18 protein-coding genes are annotated in these 22616 nt (G+C 67.6%); 3 read left to right on the top strand and 15 right to left on the bottom strand.

Annotation, left to right across the window (positions count from 1 at the left end):
- Positions 1-24: 24 nt before the first annotated feature.
- Together ACFVWR_RS00430 and ACFVWR_RS00425 are read left to right on the top strand one after the other, a co-directional pair.
- On the top strand, positions 25-1119 hold the full coding sequence (locus ACFVWR_RS00430; RefSeq protein WP_387207065.1) for a glycosidase: 1095 nt from the start codon (positions 25-27) through the stop codon (positions 1117-1119).
- A gap of 31 nt (positions 1120-1150) precedes the next feature.
- Positions 1151-5512, top strand: coding sequence for a polysaccharide lyase family 8 super-sandwich domain-containing protein (locus ACFVWR_RS00425; protein ID WP_387207064.1), 4362 nt, complete (start codon positions 1151-1153; stop codon positions 5510-5512).
- A 55-nt stretch (positions 5513-5567) separates the two neighbouring features.
- Here ACFVWR_RS00425 and ACFVWR_RS00420 read toward each other — a convergent pair whose 3' ends face one another.
- Both ACFVWR_RS00420 and ACFVWR_RS00415 read right to left on the bottom strand, forming a co-directional pair.
- Complete coding sequence (locus ACFVWR_RS00420; RefSeq protein WP_387207063.1) at positions 5568-6131, bottom strand: VanZ family protein; 564 nt, start codon at positions 6129-6131, stop codon at positions 5568-5570.
- Positions 6132-6138: 7 nt separating this feature from the next.
- The gene (locus ACFVWR_RS00415; RefSeq protein WP_387207061.1) at positions 6139-7947 is read right to left on the bottom strand and encodes a DUF4012 domain-containing protein; all 1809 of its coding nucleotides are present in this window, start codon (positions 7945-7947) and stop codon (positions 6139-6141) included.
- A gap of 141 nt (positions 7948-8088) precedes the next feature.
- Between ACFVWR_RS00415 and ACFVWR_RS00410 the strand changes: the two genes are divergently transcribed.
- Positions 8089-9360 carry a nucleotide sugar dehydrogenase gene (locus tag ACFVWR_RS00410; protein WP_387207060.1) on the top strand — a complete coding sequence of 424 codons (1272 nt, stop codon included), beginning with the start codon at positions 8089-8091 and terminating at the stop codon, positions 9358-9360.
- A gap of 13 nt (positions 9361-9373) precedes the next feature.
- Here ACFVWR_RS00410 and ACFVWR_RS00405 read toward each other — a convergent pair whose 3' ends face one another.
- The 13 genes from ACFVWR_RS00405 to ACFVWR_RS00345 are packed head-to-tail and all read right to left on the bottom strand — an operon-like array spanning position 9374 to position 22611.
- Complete coding sequence (locus ACFVWR_RS00405; RefSeq protein ID WP_387207059.1) at positions 9374-10537, bottom strand: glycosyltransferase; 1164 nt, start codon at positions 10535-10537, stop codon at positions 9374-9376.
- Positions 10537-11880, bottom strand: a complete 1344-nt coding sequence (locus ACFVWR_RS00400; protein WP_387207058.1) for an O-antigen ligase family protein — start codon at positions 11878-11880, stop codon at positions 10537-10539. Before ACFVWR_RS00400 ends, ACFVWR_RS00405 begins: the two co-directional genes overlap by 1 nt.
- Entirely contained in the window at positions 11873-12991 is a 1119-nt protein-coding gene (locus ACFVWR_RS00395) for a glycosyltransferase family 4 protein (protein ID WP_387207057.1), read from the bottom strand. Before ACFVWR_RS00395 ends, ACFVWR_RS00400 begins: the two co-directional genes overlap by 8 nt.
- The gene (locus ACFVWR_RS00390) at positions 12975-14324 is read right to left on the bottom strand and encodes a lipopolysaccharide biosynthesis protein (protein ID WP_387207056.1); all 1350 of its coding nucleotides are present in this window, start codon (positions 14322-14324) and stop codon (positions 12975-12977) included. The genes ACFVWR_RS00395 and ACFVWR_RS00390 overlap by 17 nt, the downstream gene beginning before the upstream one ends.
- A complete protein-coding gene (locus ACFVWR_RS00385) occupies positions 14317-14844 on the bottom strand; it encodes an acyltransferase (RefSeq protein WP_387207054.1) in 528 nt (175 codons plus the stop codon). Before ACFVWR_RS00385 ends, ACFVWR_RS00390 begins: the two co-directional genes overlap by 8 nt.
- Positions 14834-15985 (bottom strand): non-hydrolyzing UDP-N-acetylglucosamine 2-epimerase, encoded by a 1152-nt coding sequence (gene wecB / locus ACFVWR_RS00380; RefSeq protein ID WP_387207053.1) that lies wholly within the window; start codon positions 15983-15985, stop codon positions 14834-14836. Before wecB ends, ACFVWR_RS00385 begins: the two co-directional genes overlap by 11 nt.
- On the bottom strand, positions 15982-17076 hold the full coding sequence (locus tag ACFVWR_RS00375; RefSeq protein WP_387207052.1) for an NAD-dependent epimerase/dehydratase family protein: 1095 nt from the start codon (positions 17074-17076) through the stop codon (positions 15982-15984). Before ACFVWR_RS00375 ends, wecB begins: the two co-directional genes overlap by 4 nt.
- Entirely contained in the window at positions 17073-18122 is a 1050-nt protein-coding gene (locus tag ACFVWR_RS00370; RefSeq protein WP_387207051.1) for an SDR family NAD(P)-dependent oxidoreductase, read from the bottom strand. The genes ACFVWR_RS00375 and ACFVWR_RS00370 overlap by 4 nt, the downstream gene beginning before the upstream one ends.
- Positions 18119-19345: a glycosyltransferase family 4 protein gene (locus tag ACFVWR_RS00365; protein WP_387207050.1), complete on the bottom strand. Its 1227-nt coding sequence runs from the start codon at positions 19343-19345 to the stop codon at positions 18119-18121. Before ACFVWR_RS00365 ends, ACFVWR_RS00370 begins: the two co-directional genes overlap by 4 nt.
- The gene (locus ACFVWR_RS00360; RefSeq protein ID WP_387207049.1) at positions 19342-19902 is read right to left on the bottom strand and encodes a GNAT family N-acetyltransferase; all 561 of its coding nucleotides are present in this window, start codon (positions 19900-19902) and stop codon (positions 19342-19344) included. Before ACFVWR_RS00360 ends, ACFVWR_RS00365 begins: the two co-directional genes overlap by 4 nt.
- Positions 19899-20540, bottom strand: coding sequence for a sugar transferase (locus tag ACFVWR_RS00355; RefSeq protein ID WP_387207047.1), 642 nt, complete (start codon positions 20538-20540; stop codon positions 19899-19901). The genes ACFVWR_RS00360 and ACFVWR_RS00355 overlap by 4 nt, the downstream gene beginning before the upstream one ends.
- Positions 20537-21577: a GNAT family N-acetyltransferase gene (locus ACFVWR_RS00350; protein ID WP_387207046.1), complete on the bottom strand. Its 1041-nt coding sequence runs from the start codon at positions 21575-21577 to the stop codon at positions 20537-20539. Before ACFVWR_RS00350 ends, ACFVWR_RS00355 begins: the two co-directional genes overlap by 4 nt.
- Positions 21574-22611 carry a hypothetical protein gene (locus ACFVWR_RS00345; RefSeq protein WP_387207045.1) on the bottom strand — a complete coding sequence of 346 codons (1038 nt, stop codon included), beginning with the start codon at positions 22609-22611 and terminating at the stop codon, positions 21574-21576. Before ACFVWR_RS00345 ends, ACFVWR_RS00350 begins: the two co-directional genes overlap by 4 nt.
- Between the last annotated feature and the right edge of the window lie 5 nt (positions 22612-22616).

Below are 22616 nucleotides of genomic sequence, written 5' to 3'. Positions count from 1 at the left end.
TCCACCATCAGCAAGAGAGGCCTCGTGTCCACCACCATCTCCGCCAGCGCCACCGCCGTCGCCATTCCGTACGCCCTGGAGCGCCTCGGTATCGTCATGGAGCCCGACCCGGCCGACTCCCGTCAGGTCGAGGGTGTGCTGAACCCCGCGACCGTCCAGAGCGCCGACGGCACCGTGCACCTGTTCCCCCGGATGGTGGCGGAGCGCAACGTCTCGCGCATCGGCCGCGCACGGATCGTGGTGACGGATGGCGTGCCGTCGGGAGTCGACGGGCTGGAGATCGCCCTGGAGGCGGAGCGCGGGTGGGAGCACGGAACCGATCACGGCGGCGTCGAAGACCCGCGCATCACGCCGCTGAAAGACCTCGGCATCCACGTCATGTCGTACGTGGCCTTCGGCCCGCTCGGACCGAAACCCGCGCTCGCCGTCTCGACCGACGGCGCGAGCTGGCGCCGGCTCGGCCCGGTCCAGTTCGGCTACGACGACTCGCTCGACACCGACCTCAACCTCTTCCCGAACAAAGACGTGGTCTTCTTCCCCGAGGTCGTCCCCGATCCGAAGGGTCGTCCCAGCTTCGCCATGCTGCATCGGCCGATGTACGACTTCGGCTTCGTGCGCCCCGACGAGCAGCCGCCGCTGCCCGCGGGCGTGACCGACCCGCGGGCCAGCATCTGGATCTCCTACGTTCCCGTCGACGACGCCGTTCATGACCTCACCGCGCTCACTCGGCCAGGCGGTCACCGTCTCGTCGCCGCTCCCGAGTTCGACTGGGAGGCGCTGAAGATCGGCGCGGGCCCCGCCCCGCTGCGTGTACCGGAGGGCTGGCTGCTGCTGCACCACGGCGTCACAGGGTCGCTGCCCGGGGGGTCGTTCGTGCCGCAGGCGTTCACCGTGCGCTACGTCGTGGGCGCGATGCTGCTCGACGCCGGCGACCCGTCACGCGTGATCGCCCGCTCGAGCGAGCCGCTGATGGAACCCGAGACAGAGGATGAGACAGCGGGAACGGTGGCCAATGTGCTGTTCCCCACGGCGATCGAGAAGATCGGCGATGAGCACTTCGTCTTCTACGGCGCGGCCGACACCCGGATCTCGGTCGCCCGCCTCGTCCGCACCTGCTGACACACCCGAAACGAACAAGGAGTTCTGCGCAATGATGCGTCACCCCGAAGAACCGAACGCTCCACGTCGCTCACTCGTCCGGCGCTCGCGCCTGTCGGCGGCCGTCGCCGTGCTCGTCGTCGCCGTGCTGACGGCGGTCGGTCTGTCCGCACCCGCGCAGGCGGCCGACCTGAAGACCGATGTCGCCACGATCGTGACCCGGCTGCAGGACTACTACCTCAGCCAGGGCGACGAGGTGCAGATCGCGAACGGCATCTATCTCGCGCAGACCTCCGACGCGCTCGACTACGTCACCTCCCAGAAGGCCGATGGTTCCTGGTCGGACGTGAACTACCAGGACACGACGAGCTCGGCGAACGGCAAGACCTGGGACGCCTACAAGGCGCTTTACCGGATGGTCGCCATCGCCCAGGCGTACCGCGACAAGACCGCGAAGGGGTACCAGGATGCGCGCCTGATCGCCGCCGAGGAACGTGCGCTCGCGTACTGGGACCAGGTGAACCCGGGCAACACGAACTGGTGGGAGACCGAGATCGGCGAGTCGATCGCCATGGGTCGCATCTCGATCTTCCTCGGCGACGCGCTGAGCCCGGATGCCGCCGCTCTCGCCATCAAGCACAACCAGGGCAAACTCGACCCGGCCGGCGCGAACGGCGCGTGGCGCACCTCCGACTATCTCTACAAAGCGATCGCCACGCGTGACGCCGACCAGATCGCGGCCGGCTTCGCGACGATGGTGCAGACCGTCGCCGTCGACGACTCCGGAACTGTTCAGGAGGCCGTTCAGCCGGACGCGACGTTCTGGGCGCACGGAGCCCAGCTGTACAGCGAGGGCTACGGCATGGCGCTCTTCACCATGGTGGCGATGTGGGCCGACGCCGCCCGCGGCACCAGCCTGGCCTTCACCAGGGCCCAGCTCGACACGATCGCCTTCTACATCATCGACGGCACCCGGTGGCTGATCCGCGGCGAGATCGAGATGCTCTACCTGCTGTACCGCCCGGCGACGACCGTCGACGGTGTGACCAGCTACGCCGCCGTGTTCCTCGATCCGCTCGACCGGATGGCACGCACCGACCCCCTCTATGCGACGGACTACCGTGAGCTGGCCGACAACATCCGCGGCTCGACGCCCAGCAACGGGGAGGTCGGCGACAAGTACTTCTGGCGCTCCGAGTTCTCCTCCCACCAGCGAGCGGACTACGGGATCGTGACCGGCCTCAACTCGAACCGCACCGTCGGCAGCGAGTACCGGTCGACCATCCGCAAAGACGTGGGCAACGAGGTCGTCTGGAACCGCACGGGCACCACGGCCATCCAGGTGACCAACAAGGAGTACACGGCCGTCGGCCCGGCGTTCGACTGGTTCCACTACCCCGGCACCACCGTGCCGTACGTGAAGGAGACCACGCTCGGAACGAACGGCCGCTCGTCCAACGGCGGCGCCTTCACCGGTGGAGTCTCCGACGGGATGTACGGCGCGAGCGTCGAGAGCCTCGACCGCGTCGGCACACAGGCGCAGAAGAGCTACTACTACTTCGACGACGAGATGGTGGCGCTGGGGTCGGGCATCCAGTCGACATCGGCCGCTCCCATCCACACGACCGTCAACCAGGTCGCGGCGATGGGCAACGCGACGGTCGACGGGAAGAAGGTCGCCGCCGGCACCGACGGCCGAGTCGTCGATGACCCGTCGTGGGCTTACAACGACAAGGTCGGGTATGTCTTCCCCTCCGGACAGTCGGTGACCGTCTCGGACAAGACGCAGACGGGCAGCTACTACGGCGACCAGCCGGAGAGCCACGACGCCTTCACCCTGTACTTCGATCACGGTGTCGCGCCCAGCAAGGCGGGCTACGAGTACATCGTGCTGCCCGCCGCGTCGTCCGCCGAGACGAAGGCGTACGCGAAGAGCCCGGGTGTGAAGATCCTGCGCAATGACACAGCGGTGCAGGCGGTCACGCATCCGGGACTCAAGCGCACGATGGCGACGTTCTACCAGGCCGGTTCGCTCGAGATGGGCGACGGCCGCACGCTCACCGTCAGCAAGCCGAGCATCGTGATGCTCGACGAGAGCTCCGGGTCTCCCGTGGTGAGCCTGTCCAACCCCAGCCAGCCCGGCATCCTGGTGGATGTGACCCTGAGCGGGGGAGCGACCACCTCGCACGGAACGTTCGTGCTCGGAACGGGCGCGAACCTCGGCAAGACGGTGACGGAGCCGCTGGCGGCAGACGACTCGGACGGCTCGGCCTACACCGCGAGCGGTTCGGCGGCCGGCCACGGGGCCGCGCTTGCCGGCGACGCCGACCAGGCCACCGCCTGGCAGTCGGCGGGCCAGGGTCCGTGGCTGCGTCAGCGGCTGACGGCCGGCTCGTTCGCGACCGGCGCCGACATCGACTGGGGCGCAGAGTACGCCTCGCGGTACCTGCTCCAGACCTCCATGGACGGAAGCACGTGGACCGACCAGAAGCTCGTCCAGAACGGCAAGGGCGGCCACGAGCACGTCGACTTCCCGGCCACTGCGGCGAACTTCGTGCGCATCCTGCCGCTGGACGGTCCGGGCGCGGGGATGTTCACCATCCGGGAGTTCGCCGCAGTGGCGAGCGTGAACCTCGCCCTCGGCGCGCCCACGACGGCCTCCGACGGAGCGAGCCCCGGTAGCGCGACCGACGGCAACATGACCACACGATGGATCGGTGACAAGGCCGGCAAGCCCGACAGTTCCTGGCTGCAGGTCGACCTCGGCAGTGTGCGGAAGGTCGGAGCCGTGCGCCTCTGGTGGGAGGCGTCGTACGCGAGCCAGTACAAGATCCAGGTCTCGGATGACGGGAACACCTGGCGCGATGCGTACGTGACCCCGACCGCCGGGAGCGACGGAGGCACCGATCTGATCACCGTCAATGCCACGGGTCGCTACGTGCGGATGCAGACCGTGAAGCGGGCACTCACCTCCTACGGCGCCTCGGTGTGGGAGTTCGAGGTGTTCGGCGACGGTGCCATCGCAGCCGCGCCGACGGCGAACGGGCGAGTCAACCTCGCGCTCGGCAAGCCCACCACGGCGGACGGCGTCTACAACAACCTGGCCAACGTGCAGGCTCCGATGGCCACCGACGGGTTCAAGACCACCAAGTGGTCTTCGCCCCGGCCCACCGGAACGGCGCCCTACACGAACCGCGACTGGCTGCAGGTCGATCTCGGCGCGAAGCGTTCGGTCTCCCAGGCGGTCGTGGAATGGGAGTCGGGCAATTCGACCGACTACCAGCTGGAAGGCTCCGTGAACGGAACGGATTGGGTGCCCCTGGCCCACGTGCAGAACACGGGCACGGCCGACCACCGGCGCGACACGACCGACTTCCCCGCGGCTGAGGTGCGCTACGTGCGCGTGATCGGCTCGCCGGCGACCAAGTACGGTCTGAACATCTGGGAGTTCGAGCTGTACGGCGGATACAGTCTGGCCTGCTCGGCTCCGGTGACGGTGGAGCACGCAGGCACCGCGACCCTGACGGCCACGATCACGCCCGTCGACGGCGGAGACACCTACTCGGCGAACGCGCTCGACCCTGGCATCGCGAGCGTGGTCGGATCGCCTCGCACCGACGCGAGCGGGAACATCGCGGTCGACCTCCGGGCGGGCGAATCCGGCGCCACGTCCATCCTGGTCGCGCACGGGAACGGCGACGAGTTCGTGCGCTGCCCGGTCACCGTCGCCGTCGACAAGAGCGCTCTTCAAGCGCTCGTCGACCGCGCGAACGGTTTGGACAGCACGCGGTTCACGCCCGCGAGCTGGGCGCCGTTGCTACCGGCCCTCGAAGCCGCGAAGGAGACGCTGAAGGCGGCCGGGGCGACGCAGGCCGACATCGGCGCCCGCGCGACGGCGCTGAAGGGAGCCATCGACGGTCTCGCCGCGCGCCCGGCGCCGAGCCTTCACGTCACCGGCGCGCTGGTGGTCGGCGGCAAGATCGTCATCGACGGCACCGGATTCGACCCCGGCACCGCCTTGACGGTCGAGCTCCATTCCGTTCCTGCCCGACTCGGCACGGTCACCACCGACCAGGCCGGCGCCTTCTCGTTGTCCGCCACCATCCCCTCAGACACGGTCGCCGGTGCGCACACCGTCGTCGCCCTCGAGGGCGCGGCCACGGTCGCATCCGCGGCTGTCCGGATCGCTTCGGCGAACCCGGGCGGGGGGACACCGGGCACAGGCCCCGGCACCGGGACGGGATCCGGTTCGGGACCGGGTTCCGCTCCCGGTGCCGGTCATACGACCGGCGACGGACTGGCCTGGACGGGAAGCGATGCGACCCTGCTGACGGCCGGCGCGGCCCTCGCGGTGCTGCTGCTCGCCGCCGGTGCGATCCTGGTGGCCTTGCGACGCAGGCGCCGACAGGCGTGACGGTGGCAGGCCGGGCGAGCGGCGCACGAGAGGCTCGCCCGGCCGCGTACCTCGTCTAGCTCGGTTGGGCGGGCGCCGTCCAGCGGAAGCGGTCGACGAGGGGCGCGGACCATCGCATCCGCGCGAGGAGGAGGAACAGGCCGTAGCCCAGTGCTCCACCGACAGTGTTGAAGATGAGATCGTTGACGTCGGCGACGTGACCGCCCGCGAACAAGCCCTGAGCTGCGAGCTGGGCGAGTTCGATCGCGAGGCTGGTCGCCACCGCCGCCGAGAGGACTTTCCACCACGACGGTCGTGCGAGCAGCAGCGGGATGAGCATCCCGAGCGGCAGGAACACCAGCACGTTGGTGACGGCGTCCTCGACTTCATAGTCGAAGAACGGAATGAGGGCCACAGACGGAGTCCACAGTCCCTCCCCGCGCGCCGGGCGGAGGAAGATCGGGAAGAGCGTGTTGCTCACGATGCCGGCAGCATAGACGGAGAGGAGCGCCGCCAGCGCGGCGCGCGGCCCGGAGAGCCGGCGCTTCGCGTGCAGACGCCACAACAGCAGACCGAAGAGCACCACACCAAGGGAGACCACGGTCGGCAGAACCGGCACTTCGCCGAAGGGGTCGCTCATCACCCGTCTACTTGCTCTTCCAGGTTCCGCAGTCGAGGGCGCCCTGGGTGATGGTCGTCGTCGAGACCGCGGGGGTGACGCGGGCCGTGAGAGCCCGAGCATCCGCGTGGTCGGCGATCAGGTCGAACGTGACCGTCTGCGTCTCGCCGGGGAGGATGTTCACCACGCTCTGCACCACCGGATACTCGCCGTCGGTGCCGATCTGGGGCGCCGCCGGGTCGTTGCTCACCGTGGCGCCGGCGACCGTGAAGCCGGGCGGCGCGTAGGTGTTGACGCGGAGGCGGATGTTGTTCTCCTTGCCCGTCACATAGCTGGGGAGTTGCACACCGGCCGGGGCGCCGTTGGTGAGCGTCACGGTCACGCGCACATCGGTCTTGCCGTCGGCCGTGCACGATGCTTGAGCGAGATCGACGCTCTGTTTGAGGTAGAGCGCCATCTTGGATGGCGTGACATCGCGGAAGTACACCCCGAACGCGTCGGTGGTGGCCGAGCTCACCGGCGGAGCGCCGTAGAACGCCGACTGCCTGATGGCCTTCTGCTCGGCATCGTCGTTGCTCCACAGCAGAATGCGATGCTGTGCCGATGCGCTTGCGACGAACGACGCCAGCTTCTTGGGATCGACATCCCCGGCGAGCAGTTTGCCGAAGACGGCCTGGGTGAGCGCCTGGTTGATCGTGTCGACCTGCTCGGCGGTGTACGTCTCGTAGAAGCCGACCAGCAGCATCCTCACCGCGTTCTTGCTGTCGAGGCTCGACCCATCGGGCAATTGCACGGGCCCGGTCACATCGAGGAACTGGGCCAACGCGACGGTGTCGATGGAGATCATCCCGTCGATGTCGATGTTCTTCGCCTGCTTCCACATCGCCTTCGCGATGTCGAATGACAGGGAGAAGCGCGGCGTCTCTGTCAGGTTCTGCACGTACCGGCCGAGGCTGTTCGGGTAGAGCTGGGCGACATCCTCCGGGATGGGCGTGACGGCGCTGTCGAACATCGGGAACTCGGCGGGAGCGGCCGACGACTGCTCGACCAGCTGGATGGTGCCGTTCTCGACGTGCAGGATGGCCATCGACCCGACGGTGCCGCCGCCGGCCATCAGTTCGCCGTTGTTCTGGAACACCAAGAGGTAGTTGCGGGGGCCGTCGGCCCCGAGCACTCCCGGTACGATCTGCAGCAGCGACTTGGCGCCGTTCAGCTGGCCGGCGATCGGGGTGAGCATGGTCTCGAGCTTCGTCTTGGCGCTCACCACCTGACCGATCGCACCGGCCGTGTCGAGGCGTTTCAGAGTCGACAGTGCGGTGTCGACGGATGCCGACGCCTTGTCGACCGGCGCTGTCAGCTTGGCCAGCGGTGCGACGTCGATCGCCCCGTTCTTCGGCTTGAGGGCCTCCAACGACAGGGAACCACTCACCTCGACCAGCGGTGTGATCGCGCCGTCGACCACGGCGTCGGTCTGCTGCGCCACCACCCGGGTCACCCGGAGGTTCGCGCCGAGCCCCGGGATGATCTCGGCCGCGCGCCACACCGGGTCGCTCGTGAGGGATCGCGCATCCGCGACCTTCGGCTCGATCTTCGCCAGCGTCGCTTTGGCGCCGGCAGCGTCTTGCGCGAGCACCTGAGTCTTCAGCGTGGTGACCAGCGGCATCGCCCGCTCGAGTTGCTGTTTCGCCAGCAAACCCCGGATGCCCACCCAGGCGACCACGAAAACCGCCACCACCACGATCGCGACGATCAGCCAGAACCACCACCGCGAGGCCAGCCGCTTCCGTGGCGCCGAGGCCGCGCGTCGCGAGCGCCGGGGTGCGGTGTCGTAAGCCATTCGGACATTCAAACAGAACAGTCTGGGGAGTCACGGCCGCCTCGCGCACGCGCTGGAACCTGGCAGGTGCGGTCTGCGGACTTTGGTAGGTTTCTCATAACGCGGGGCGAGGGAATTCCTGCGGCGCACGGATGAGGAACAATGCAAAGTGCCACAGGCAAAGTAGTCATCGTCGGCCAAGGGTACGTCGGGCTTCCGGCCGCGATGCGGGCGGTGGAGGTCGGCTACGACGTGGTCGGTGTGGATGTCGACGTCGATCGCGTCGCGAGCCTGGAGCAAGGCGTCTCCTACGTCGATGACATCCCGCACGAGGTGCTGGCGGATGCGCTCGCCGGCGGCCGCTATCTCCCGACCACCGACTACGCGCACGCCGACGCGTTCGATGTCGCGGTGATCACCGTTCCCACGCCACTGCGGGAGAGCCTTCCTGATCTGACCTTCATCGAGGAGTCGTCGAAGTCGCTGGCGGCGCTGCTGAAGCCCGGCGCCACGGTGGTGCTGGAGTCCACGACGTATCCCGGCACCACCGAAGAACTCATGGTCCCCCTCCTCGAGAAGGGTTCGGGCCTTACCGCCGGCGTCGATTTCCACGTCGGCTACAGTCCCGAGCGCATCGACCCGGGCAACCCCACCTGGACGTTCGTCACCACGCCGAAGGTCGTGTCGGGTGTGAACGCGGCCTCGTTGGAGCGCGTCCGCGCGTTCTACGACAGCCTCGTCGATCAGACCGTCCCGGTGGGCTCGCCGAAGGAGGCCGAGCTGACGAAGCTGCTCGAGAACACCTTCCGGCACGTCAACATCGCGCTGGTCAATGAGCTGGCCATCTTCGCTCACCAGCTGGGCGTGAACGTGTGGGAGTCCATCGAGGCGGCGTCGACCAAGCCGTTCGGTTTCATGAAGTTCACCCCCGGCCCGGGAGTGGGTGGGCACTGCCTACCCGTCGACCCGAGTTACCTCTCGTGGCAGGTGCGCCGCAAGCTCGGTCAGAACTTCCGGTTCGTCGAGCTCGCGAACGACGTCAACGACCACATGCCCGACTATGTCGTGCAGCGGGCGATGAGTCTGCTGAACCGCAAGGCCAAGGCGATCCACGGTTCGCGGGTGGCGCTGATCGGCCTTGCCTACAAGAAGAACACCGGTGACACCCGCGAGGCGCCCTCGCTGAGGCTCGTCGAACTCCTGCAGGAGTACGGAGCCGAGATCGTGGGCATCGATTCGCACGTCGAGGATGTGCGCTGGCCGGCGGGCGTGGAGCGCGTCGCGTCGCTCGCATCCGCGGTCGAGCGAACGGATCTCGCCGTGGTGCTGACCGACCATGACGACGTCGACCTCTCGCCGCTCGTCGGCTCGGACCTCCTCGTGCTCGACACCAGGGCGTGCCTGGAGCCGGCCGACAACGTCGAAAGGCTTTGAGAGCCGGTTTCGGTCAGCGCTCGTCCGGGCGGTGGCGTGCCGCGCCGATCCGGTCGCGGATGGTGTCGAACAGGTGCCCCGGCCGCGGGGTCGCGCGCCACCGGTCGTAGGCGTCGGCCGCGTCGGACCTGTTCTGCAGCCGCGCATCCGTATCGGCGCCTGCGAGCACCTGGAGTTCTCGACGCCACGATTCGACGGCGCGATCGGCCACCACGCGTCCTCCGCCTTCCGCGAGCACCGTCGTCCACGGCGTGTATGGGGTGGCGACCACCGGGCACCCGGCCGACAGGGACTCCGCGATGGCGTGGCCGAAATTTTCGCCCGCGGTCGGCATGAGCAGAGCGTCGTATCCGCTCAGCGTCGCGCGGACCTGCGGGTTGGGCAGCAGACCCAGGAAGCGGACCCGGATATTGCCGGGCAGCGCGTCGGCCAGCGCTCGGCACTCCGTCGTGTAGGCCTGGTCTTCTTCCGACCCGTACACGTCGAGGGCGATGTCGTCGTCGATCGACGCGAGCGCGCGCAGCACGATCGCGAGACCTTTGTGTTCGACGATGCGGCCAAGAAACGCGAAGGTCGGAACACTGTTGGGATGCTGGAGCCTCAGCGCGACCGCGGACAGCAGGGTGTCGACCGGGCGCACGAGCACCTCCGCGTTCGTTCCCCAGAGGCGCCGGATGTCTTCCGCCTCCTGCTCGGAGGTCGCGTGCCACACCAGTCGTCGGTGCAGTCCGAGCGCGCGGAAGACGGCGAGGAAGACCCGCTTCTTGGCCGAGCGGCGCTGCAGGGCTCCGGCGCCGAACTCGCCGCGCGGCGCGAGCACCCGCACGGCACCCCTCCACTGGCCGAACCGGACGAGGAGCTGCGGCAGGATAGAGAACGGGAAATTGAAGAAACTGTTGAAATAGAGCGCGTCCGGACGGGCGGAGCGCATCCAGGTGTAGCTCGCTATCAGGCGGCCGATCGGTCGCACCGAAACGAAGCGCACTCCTCTCGTCGCATTGCCGAGCCACACATCCCGCTCGACGGCCAGGGGCTCGCCGTCGAGGTCGCTGTCCCACGCGATGACACGCGTCGACACGGTCGCCGGCGCGGTGGCGACGAGTGCCTCGAGAGACCGCGTCGGGCCACCGCCGCGCACCGCCGGTGGATACGTCGGAGCGAAGATCAGGACTTTCATCACGCTGGGAGGGGCCTTTTCTGGGCAGAGGAGATCAGTGGATTCGGTCGGGGTGGCGCAGTGAGACCTTCGTTCGACTCGGCCGCGCGCGCCTTGATCTCCAGTTCACGGTTCGCGACCACGCACAGGGTGAGGGCGAAGACGAGCACCATCGGTCCGACGGGGGAGAGCAGCCAGCCCTCGAAACAACTGTGGACGACGGCGGCCAGGCCGAACGCAAAGGTTCGCACTCCGATTCGCGCGGTCAGGACGAGAATGGCGATCCAGAGGATTCCGATCACGATCAATCCCGGATACCCGGCATTCGCGGCAGCTCTGAGCGGGCTGCTGGCGATGATCGATGACTCGTTGCCCAACCCGACGCCGGTCAACGGGCTCAGCCGGAGCGCCTCGATGGCCACGTCCCACGAGCCGCCGCGGGAATTGTTGTTCCGCGTGATGGTGCTGAAGAGATCGAAGAAACTCGGCCAGACGAGGCCGATGCACACCGCGACGAGCGCGAGCCCGGAGGCGACGAACAGGCCCGTTGCCTTCCCCTTGAGGAACATGAAGACCGCGACGGTGACGGCCAGGGCCAACCCGCTGGCCCTGCTTCCAGTCCAGAGCAACGCCAACCCGGACATACCGAAAAGGGCGACCCGCCACGCGGGCTTCTTGACCACGAGGAGGGCAACCACCCCGAGCAGGAAGGCGTAGAAACCGAGCAGGTTGGCGTTGTTCACCACTCCACGGAGTCGTGCCTGTTCGATGGCGAGCTCCGGGATAACCACGCCGCAGACGATCGAAAGGCCGACGGTCACCGTCAGCGCGACGATGATGGCCTGGCTGAGCGTGCCGCTCGGAAGTTGGGGCCCGCTCGCGAGGATCACCGCACACATCAACCCGAGACCGATCGTGTACGAGAACAGCGGGTCCCACATGGAGTGAGGAACGGTCGCGAGCGCGATGTACAGGCCGATGGGGATGACCAGCGTGAGCAGCACCTGGATCACGAGGCGGTGCTGTGCGGGCGACGCGACGAACCCGTGAGATCGAGCCTGCAGCATCCCGGCGATCATGAAGATCGCGCCGACGACCCGGAGAACGATCGAGAGCGTAGACGAATCATCCGGTATGAAGACGCCAGACGCGGCGATGATGCTGATGCATCCGGCGGCGGTGAGGATCATCGTGCGCACGAGGTGATTGGTGAGGAGGATCAGCAGGGCGAACACAGCGAAAGCGGTCAGCGGAAGCCACACGTATCCCGAACTGGCCAGCAGGCTGGCCACGATGGTCACGACAGCTGCCGCGCCGACCCAGACCGCATCGCGGAGCGATCGGGAGCGCCTGGTTTCAGCCATGCTCGCCTCCAGACCGCCAGGGCGCGTTGACCTGGACGCGACCCTCCAAGCGACTCAGCATATACGCCGCGAACGCATCGGCCGAGATCGCTTTGGCGGCCCAGTGCTTGAGCTCGGCGCGGGCTTTCGCACTGAGCTTCTCGCTCGTTCTGCTGGTCAAGGCGTTTCGCAATCCGGCCGCGTCGCGCGAGCCGAACACCGCGCCCTGCAGCGCGCCGACGACGAGGTCGCTCGCGCCTGCGGCGTCGCTCACCAGAGCAGGCGTGCCCGACATCAACGCCTCCCCGACGACGGCACCCCAGCCGTCGTATGTGCTCGGCAGGATCAACGCGTCACTGCCGGCGATGAGATCCCGGGTCTCATCGTGCGCGATCTTCCCGACGAAGCGAACGCGGCCACGCAACTCCGAGGCGTTCACCGAGGTTTCGAGCGTCTGGCGCAACGGACCATCGCCGATCATGGTCAGCCGCCATTCGTCTGCCGTCAGGCCTCGAAGCGCGTCGACGATCAGGTCAGGGTTCTTCCATTCGGTCAGGTCGCCGGCGAAGACGAGTTCGACGCGGTCGGACGCGCTCTCAGGGGAATCGTGATCGTCGACCGCGTATCCGAACGGCGCGATCCGGTTGGCGTCGATACCCATTCGCGCGAACTGTTCACGCGCCTGTCGCCCGATGGTGAAGAAAGTGTCGACCGTCTTCGCTTCCCGGCTGACGGTGCGCTGTGCACGCACACGCCGGGCCAGGCCGGCGATGCCGCGGGTGTCCCACGACTCCGTGAGAACTGCGACGTGAGGGTGCAGCCGGCCGCTCGCGAGCGCGGTTCGTGCGGCGTCCACCAGAGGATAGGCGCCGATGCCGGAGAAGACATGGGCGACCGCGCCGCGCGTCTGCTCGATGATGCGGGTGCGTTCGGCCGGATCGTCGGTGACGACCACATCCGCCGCACCGTAGTCCACATCGTCCCATCCGATCTCGCGCCGGGTGTCCGAGGCACCGGCCAGGCTGACGAGTAGTACGCGTTTGCCCAGTGCGCCGCTCAGCGATCGCATCAGGGGTGCCTGGTGGGCTGAGAGCGAGTTCTGCCAGAAGACGATGTCAGCTTCGCTGTGCACGGATCCTCCAGGCGAGATGGGCTCCGAGACCGACGGCGAGCACGGCCGCGGCCAGACCGACGACGAGGGAGACGATCGCGCTCGGCAAGGCGGCCGCGACGACAGCGATGACGAAGACCAAGCACGCCACGGCGGTCATCCCGGTGGAGATCGGCGTGCGCCAGCGCAGCACGAGGTAGTAGGTCAAGAAGCCCAGCGCCACACCCACCGCCGCGCCAGTGGTGCCGTATGCCCACGCGCCGATCGCGGTCGCGACCACACCGACGATCGCGCTCGCCCACGTTCTTCTTCCCACGAGCGCCGCCTCGAAGCGGAACTGGTGGAACCAACCGGAAAGCTGACCCATCGATGCGAAGGCCGTACTGATGGTGAGGGCCGGAATGATCGCGCCGTCGACGTAACCCGGGCCGATCACGACGTGGATGACCCAATAGTCGCCGACGGTGAAGACCGCGATGGCGGCGAGCGCGGTCACCAGGCAGGCTTCGGTGAGCCAGTCGAGCCGGGCGATGGTCGCGTCGACCTCGTCGGCGTCCCAGAGCCGTCGGAGGGCGGGGTATGCGACGGTCAACGCCAACCCGAGAACGGCGCCGCAGGTCAGGGTGGCCACTTGCGTCATCGCTGCGAAACGTCCGACGTCGGAGTTGGAGACGAACGCGGGAAGCATGACGAGGGCCGAGTTCGTGAGCACGGTCACCGCCAGCGAAGCGACGGCGAGGTGCACACCGAACCGCCACGGCCACGGCGCCTGAGCCAGCGCCCTCACTCCGAGGACCTTGGGGCTGAGCACGAGCGCGGCGATCGCGGAGGCCATTCCGGCGGCGGCCAGCGCGATGACGCCGTCGGTGCCGACGACGATCAGGACGACGAGGCCTGCGGTGCGCACGCCCGTCGCGAGCATGAGGTTGATCGAATAGCGCCAGGGCTCTGCCCACATCAGCCACGCTGTCGAGACGAGCCGGCTGACCGCGATGCCGCACCCCCAGCCGACGATCGCCAGTGCGATCTTCCACTGGCCGAAGCCGAGGGCCACGCCGACGGTGACCACTCCTACGCCGGCGAGCAGCAGGGATGTACGGGTGAGCGCGTAGCGATAGTTGCGGCGGTCGGACCGTTCCCCCGGGAAACGCTGGAAGGCGAGGATGTTCGGCTCGGCCGCCACCAGGCTGAAGTAGGTCGAGAGGGCGATCGCCACGGCGACGAGTGAGTATTCGGCCGGGGTCAGCAGATTCGTCAGAAGCGGAAGCTGAACAGCGGCGCAGACGAGCGAGAAGACGCGGGCAGACGCCACGGCGGCGCCTGCACCCACGATGGCTCGCGTCGAATCAGCCACTGCCTGCGACCTCGCCGCCCTCGTCGAGCTGTTTGATGATTTTGGCGGGCACGCCGGCGAGGAGCACGTTAGGCGGAAACTCACCGCGGACAACGGCTCCGGCCGCAACGATCGATCCCGCGCCGATGGTAGTGCCTCCGAGGATGAGCGCTCGGGCACCGATCCAGCATCCGTCTCCCACCAGGATGGGCAGGTTGGTGCCCGCGCCGGCACGCTTCTCCGCCGTACCGGTCTCGTGCGAACCGGTCACGAACAGCACGTCTTGGGAGATGTCACACTGCGCCCCGATGGTGATGCTCGCGCGGGGGGAGGCCGCGAACTCCGACCTGCGGCCCACCCACGTCCCTTCCCCGACCGAGACATTCGGGTATTGGAAGACCACGCCGCCGTTGATGCGTGCACCGGGCGCGACCGAGATCTTCGCCGAGCGGTACAGGCGCCGGCGCACGCCGAAGCCTCTGGTTTGGGGGAGCAACGCCGACACCAGGTTCGCGACGTGCAGCAGAGCGCTACCGCTCATCGGAAGGCATCCGCTGACCGACGCGGGCGTGGTGGGTGAAGACCGTCGAGTGGATGAAGTCCACCGCGCGCACAGAGCAATCGTCGATGTCGTATTCGGCGGGCGTACGGGCTCGCACGCCCTCATCGAACTGGCCGAGCACCAGTCGCGCCGCCGCGAGCACGGACCGGGGGGTCACCCCAGCGGTCACGATCGCGCCCGCGTCCAGCGCTTCCGGGCGCTCGATGGCGTCGCGCAGGGTGACGGCAGGGAAACCGAGGATGCTCGACTCTTCGCTGATGGTGCCGCTGTCGGAGAGCACCAGCCTCGCCGACTGCTGCAGTTTCACGTAGTCGTTGAAACCGAACGGGGGGTGGAAGCGCAGTTTGGACTTGAGCTCATCGGGTTGCGCCTCCAGCCGGTTGCGCGTGCGCGGGTGCGTGGAGACCAGCACCGGCAGGTCGTATTCGTCGGAGAGGCGGCCGAGCGCATCCAGCACCGATGCGAGACGCTCGGGGTTGTCGACGTTCTCCTCCCGGTGCAGGCTGACCAGAAAGTAGCCGCCGGGGGTGAACTGCTGGCGTTCGACGACGTCGCTCGCGGCGATGGCCTCCGCGTTGGCCTCCAGCACTTCGCGCATGGGCGAACCGGTGAGCAGGATGCGCGACGGATGGATGCCTTCGGCGAGCAGGTTGCGCCGGGCGTGCTCCGTGTAGACCAGGTTGTAGTCGGAGACGTGGTCGACCATGCGGCGGTTGACCTCCTCCGGCACGTTCTCGTCGAAGCTCCGGTTGCCGGCCTCCATGTGGTACACCGGGATCTTCATCCGCCGCGCCATGAGAGCCGAGATGCAGCTGTTCGTGTCACCGAGAACGACCATGGCGTCGGGCTTCTCGTCGCGCAACACTGCCTCGGTCTTGGTGAGCACCGATCCGAGCACGGCGCCGAGAGAGCTGGTGTCGGCTTCGAGGAAGTGGTCGGGTCGCCGCAGGCCGAGATCTTCGAAGAACACCTCGTTGAGCTCGTAGTCGTAGTTCTGGCCCGTGTGCACGAGCACGTGGTCGGTGGTCTGATCGAGGCGTTTGATCGTCGCGGCGAGACGGATGATCTCCGGCCGGGTGCCGACGACGGTGAGCACCTTCAGACGGGTCTGGTCGGTCATACGCGCTCCGCAATCGTGTCAGGGTGGGCCGGGTCGAACAGTTCGTTCGTCCAGAATGCCGTGTACAGGTCGGATTCGCCGACGTTGGTGATCGAGTGGGCCCACATCGTCGGCATGTCGATGCTCGCAGGTTCTGCGCCGGAGACAGGGAGATCGACGCGTTCGGCGGTGAACATCCTGCGCAGAGAGATGGTCGCCTCGCCGGAGAGGACGGTGAAGCGCTCCACCTTGCGACGGTGGTAATGGTCGCCGCGGGAGATGCCGGAAACCGTCGTGGAGAACGAGCTCTGGCCAGGGCCGCCGTGCGACCGCACGATCTCGAAGAACGAGCCGCGTGCGTCGGCGTTGCGCGTGGATCGGTGGGCCGGCGAGGCGAGAAACGCCGACGCACGGTACGTGTTGAACAGGTCACGGTCGAACGGGTCGGCGATGTCGGGGATCTCGCCGCCAGCGTAGGTCGAAGCGATGGCGCTCAGCCTGCGCAGCAGCCCGGAAACCGTCTCGGCCTCGGTGAGCGACGGGATGCGCGCGGCACCGGACTCGTCGAGCAGCACGTCCGCGGCGTTCTGCGCGTGCAGAAGGGTGAGCTCACGATCGTCCACGATCTCCGGTTCGCCGCCTTCCGCCAGCAGGTGACTGAACGTGGCGACGACGGAGTTGTAGAAAGGCCTGCCGTGTTCACCGAAAAGATTCGGCAGAAGCACGCCATCGAACTGCGCGCCGACGCGTTCCGCCGCGGTGCGCAGGATGTCCGCGGCTAGCTGCTTGCCGACACCGTAAGGCGTGCCGTTTCCGGACTGGATGGAGTCGGCGAAAACGACCCTCCGAGGCGGGGTCGCCGCCGACAGCACCGCAGAGGCGAGCTGTTCGGCGAACAGCCGGTTGCCCGACACGATCTCGTCATCGGGTGCGCGGTTGACGCCGGCGAGATGGATGACCGTGTCGGCGTCGCTCACGGCGCTCGCCGCCTGCTCGGAGTCGTAGGCGTCACCCACGGCGATGAGACGCTCGGCCATCCCGGCGGAGTGTGCGGCGCACCGCACGTGCCAGCCGAGAAACCCGTTCGCCCCCGTGAGCGCGATCGTCGTCATCGGGCGGGCAGCTCGTCGACGGCGACACCGGCGTTGCGCAGCTCGTCCCGCAGTTCGGGGAGTGTCAGGAGCAGTCGTTCGACCTGCTCCACGTTCAGCCTGTCGACCGTGTGCGAGTCGTAGTCGGTGAACCGGTTCTGCCCCTTGTCGCCCTCCTCGAAGTACGCGCCGTAGTTGAGGTCGCGCTTGTCGGCGGCGATACGGAAGTAGTCGCCCATGTCTTGCGCCCTGGCCAACTCTTCGCGGCTGGCCAACGCCTCCGACACCTTCTCGGCGTGCCGGGTGCCGATCACGGCGACCTCCGCATCCGAACCGAACAGGTTGGCCACCGCACGCGCCAGGTCGCCGATGGTGCAGGCGGGAGCTTTGCGGATGAACAGATCGCCCTGTTCCGCGTTGGTGAAAGCGAAGTTCACCAGGTCGACCGAGTCGGCCAGCGACATCATGAACCGCGTCATGTCCGGGCTGGTCACGGTCAGCGGTGAACCGGAGCGCAGCTGACGCACGAAGAGCGGGATGACCGATCCGCGCGAGTACATCACGTTCCCGTAGCGCACGCACGAGACGATGGTCTCGGTGTTCGGGTTGTTGAGGCCGTGCGATTGCGCGATCTTCTCCATCATCGCCTTGCTCATTCCCATCGCGTTGACGGGATACACGGCCTTGTCGGTGCTCAGGCACACCACCGACCGCACGCCGGAACGCTCCGCGGCGCGGATGACGTTCTCGCTGCCGATGACGTTCGTCTTCACGGCCTCCATCGGGAAGAACTCGCACGACGGGACCTGCTTCAGGGCTGCGGCGTGGAAGATGTAGTCCACGTCTTTCGTTGCGCGCTCGACACTGTCGTAGTCGCGCACGTCGCCCACGTAGAAGCGGGCGCGGGAATCGTTCAGCTCGTGCCGCATCAGATCCTGCTTGGCTTCGTCGCGGCTGAAGATCCGCACTTCGCGGGCGCCGTCGGCGATCAGCCGCTTGGCGACGGTGTGCCCGAACGATCCCGTGCCCCCGGTGATCAGGATCCGCTTGTCTTCGTAACCGGTCATCGTCGGCTCTCCTTGCTCGCGCATCGTTCGAGGATCGACTCGATGCGTCGTGTTGTCGTCTCGCGTGTCATCGTGCTCTCGTAGTAGGCCCTGGCACGATCGGCCAGAGCGGCGCGTTCGTCGCCGGTGGCCGCGTGGGCCGCGCGGAACGCCTCGGCCAGCGCATCCGGATTCTCGGGAAGGGCTGTGAACCCCACGCCGTTGGCGTCGACGATCTCCGTCAGGTCGCCCGCCACCGTGGTGATAACGGGCAGGCCGAGTGACAGGCTCGCCTGGAACTTCGACGGGATCGTGCCCCGGAAGATTTCGACGTCTTTTAGCGGAACGAGCTGGAAGTCGGATCGCTCGTACACGTCAAGCATCTCATCGGCGGGGATGCGCCCCACGAATTCGACGTTGTCGCACTCCAGCTCGCGTGCGAGCGCTTTGAGTCGCTCCTCGGCGAGACCGCCGCCCACGATGGAGAGACGGAAGCCGTCGAGATCGGAGACGGCCTTCGCCGCTCGGATTGCCGTCTCCAGGTCTTGGAGGTCGCCGAGCGTGCCGGCGTACATCACGGTCGTGCCGCCGCTCCCGCGCGGGCGACGCGAAGCGGGCCGGCCGGCCCTGACATCCCGGCCCCAGTTGAGCACGACGTGCTCGCGGCCGCTGGGCACACCCCGCGCCGACAGTTTCGCCGCCATGGTCGGTGCGATCGCGATCGTCGCCGCAGCGTTCCGGTAGGTCCAGCGCAGCCACCTGGCAAGAGCGCGCTCGATGACGCGCGCCACCAGACCACGGGGCACCATCCCCGACGCGGTGATCGACTCCGGCCAGAGATCCTGCACGTGCAGCACGTAGGCGGGGCCTCCGAACCGGCTCCAGATCGAGGGGGCGGCGGCGGCCGTCATCTGGGTCGCGTACACGTAGACGACGTCGGCCCGGCGGGCGAGACCCGTCGCGGTCAGCGACGACAGAGCGAAGCTCAGGTAGTTGAGGATGCGGCCGATCGGGTTGGCCGAATGGCTGATCACGATGGGAACCCGCCGTACGGTGACGTCGCCGTCGTGCTCCACGTGCCGCCACGACTGCCGATAGCCGGGGAAGAGCCGGCCTTCGGGATAGTTCGGAAAGGCAGTGAGCACGGTGACGTCGTGGCCGCGTTCGGCGAGGGACTCCGCCAGCTCGGTGACGACGTGCGCGCCCTCGGGTTTGTAGTACTGGCTCACCATGAGAACCCTCATCGGCCGCCTCGTGGTTCGCGAGTTAGAGCGTCGTAGTCGGAGCGCAGCATTCCGATCTGGATGAGGTCGACGTATCGGCCCCCGCGCCAGGCGTGTTCCCGCAGCCGCCCCTCCTCCTGCCAGCCGGAGTTGCGCACGTATGCCGCGACCGACGCCTCGTTGCCGGCGACGATCGTGCTGTAGAGCCTGTTGAGGCCCACATCCAGGAAGGCGAAGTCCATGAGTGCCCGGATGGCGCTGGTGCCGTATCCGCGACCCCGCACCTCGTCGTCGCCACCGAGCTTGAGCGCGGTCAGCGCGGTTCGGCTCCTCCAGTCGATGTCCCAGAGGCCGGTGAGACCGATGGCCCGACCATCCGCGGTCTCGACGATGAAACGCCGGGTGTCGTGGTTCGCCAGGCTCGCCGCGAACCAGGCCTCTTGGCCGGCGAGCGATAACGGCCAATCCCAGCCGACCACGTTCTCGCGCACCTGCGGGTCGTTGGCGAGCCGCTGCAGAAAGGGCAGGTCGGCCCGTTCGATGGGACGCAGCGCGACGCTGGGGGCTGTCTCGTTCATCGTGTTTCCTCTCGATCGGCTGCCGGAGCCAAGTCATCGACCTCTGTGGCAGACTGCCCCTCGACGACCCCGTTCGAGCGGAAGACCTGCGCCACCGTTCGGATGAGAATCATGAGGTCCACCCTCGCGCTCACTTTCTCCACGTAGCGCAGGTCGAGCTCGATGCGCTTCGACCAGGGCGCGTCGTTGCGATAGACGACCTGGGCGAGGCCCGTGATGCCTTGCGGCACATCCAGTCGCATCGCCTGTCGTGGCGTGTAGCGCGCACCCTGACTCGGCAGCGCCGGGCGCGGCCCGATGAAGCTCATCTCGCCGCGCACGATGTTGATGAGCTGCGGCAGCTCGTCGAGACTCGTCCGTCGCAGGAGTCGACCGAGGGGCGGCACGAGGTTCAGTTCGTCTGGAAAGTAGCCGCCGCCGAGCCGCTCAGCATCGTTCACCATCGTTCGGAACTTCAGGATGTGGAACACCCGCCCGCCCTGTCCGAGCCGCGCCTGCCGGAACAGCACAGGCGACCCCATACGTATACGGATCGCGACGGCGACGGCCGCCATGAACGGAGAGGCCAGCACGAGCAGCACGGCCGCGATCACCCGTTCGGCCCCGGCTCGCGCCGCGAGGTAGGTCTGGGCGCTCACGCGGACACCGTGCCCGCGCGGAAGGCCGGAAAGTAGTCGCTCTCGAGCAGTCGTGCAGCCGGGGTACCGAGCTCTTCGGCCCGCAAGCGGACGAGGTCGCCGTATGCCACGGGATCGATCACCGACGAACCGACGAAGAACGGCACGACGTCGCCACCGAACGCCGACTTGAAGGCGAACAGGCTGTCGTTCGGCGTCACTCCGCCGCCAAGATGCACCTGGCCCCTGCCGTGAGCGATGGCCGAGGTGAGGATATGCCAGATCAAGAGGTTGTTGGCCCCTGCGCGGGCGCCCGCGGGTGTCGACCCGGAGAGGTGGTAGTGCATGGTGCGCGAGTCGGCGAGCACGAGCGACGCGGCGACCGTGTCGCCCGAGGCGTCATCGACGCTGGCGATGTACAACTCGTCGCACAGATCCGAGGCGAGCGATTCGAAGTACTCATCGGTGAAGTGGTAATGGGAAGCCGCACCCACACGATCCATCGTCTCTGCGTACAGCCGCCGGAACGGCGAACCCGGCGCCACGTGGTGGGGTCGCACGGCCTCGAACCGGGCAGTGAGGCCGCTCGCTTTCGCCTTGCGCACCGACGTGCGCGCCCGACCTCGCATCCCCGACCACACCTGCTCTTCTGCGATCGTCGGCACGAGCACGGTGTGGGATGCGTGGCGCAGCGCGATGCCGTCGAGGACGCCGCTTCGTTCGGCGGACACCGGATCGAAAGGCGCGAAGCGCAGAAAGAGGGAGACGACGCCGATCTCGCGCAGGCGCTCGACCGCTTCCGCCCACAGCGCCACGGAATCGTCCGGGCTCACCGAAGGGGAGATGCGGATGCCGGTGTAGCCGTACGGGCTTGTCGCCTCGTACCGCCCCGACTCACCGATGGGGGCGAGGATGACCGGCAGCTGCCACGCGCCTGTCTCGTCGTGCAAGCACACCCAGCTCGCGCCGCCACTGAGCCCGGCCGTGCCGTACTCATACGAGAAATAGACGCTCGGCGGGTTCACGCCGCGCTGCCGATCGAGCTGGATGCGGCTCATGCGAGGGCCGCCTCGATGACCGAGGCGATGCGGCGCATGTCGCCGGAATCGTATCGATGATCCACCGGCAGCGAGAGCACGTCGCTGGGCCAGTCCGTGCCGCCTTCGAGGAGCTCGCTCGGAGGCCAGTGGATGGGGCAGTACACGCCGGCCCGGGCCGCAGCCGCTTGCACCGCTCCCGCATCCTTGACCCGGATGACGAGATGAGACGGCACCAGCCGGGGGCCGGGCGGATTCAGCACAGGGATGCCGATATCACCCATCAGAGTCGTCAGCACTCCGGCGTTCTCGAGTCTCGCCCGCTCCATCGATGCGTAGTCGAGCACCTCGATCGCTGTGAGGGATCGTGTGGAGATCGCCCGTGGGATGTCGGACTTCTCCAGTTCGTGGTTCGCGGCAGCGAACGCACTGCGGGGGTCGACCGTGTCTGGCTCCCCGTCGAGCTGTCGGCGCTTGTCGTCCATCGCGGTCCAGCGCGGATGTTCGGCATATGCAGCGAGCGGTTCCCGGATGTCGTCAGCGGCGCCGCCTCGCACGTAGGCGCCGTCCGCTAGGGGAAGTGTCTTGCGCAGGCTCGCGATCGAGTAGTCGGCGCCCGCGCCGCCGGCGCGAAAGACCCGGTGCGTCTCATCGTCGATCACGACCAAGTCTTGCGCCTGCAGATCGGCGACGAGCGCCCGATAGTCATCGTCGGGTTCGCTTCCGAAGTACAGCGCGAGAAGCGCAACGACCGGGCCGCGTGTCGTGCGTGAGAGTGCGCGTGCGCGTGCGCGGACATCGTGATGATCGACGCTCAGCTGTCCGGTCATGGCGTACGCCTCGACTGTCCATCCGTGAGAGATGAACGGCTCGATCATGCTGTCGCATAGATATCCCGGCGCCAGAACAGTGCCGCCCTCCGGACGACGAAGGCGTTCCGCCAGCAGTGCGAGCGCTTGGCGCCCGGTCTCCACAGACACGAGTCGTTCATCCGGCAGTGCCCACGGCGGGAGCTGCGGCCCGGGCGTCTGGAATCGTTGTTCGACCGTCTCCATATCGG

This window comes from Leifsonia sp. NPDC058292, from assembly GCF_042880955.1.
Classification (GTDB): Bacteria; Actinomycetota; Actinomycetes; order Actinomycetales; family Microbacteriaceae; genus Leifsonia.
This window is presented reverse-complemented; position numbering and strand designations above follow the sequence as displayed.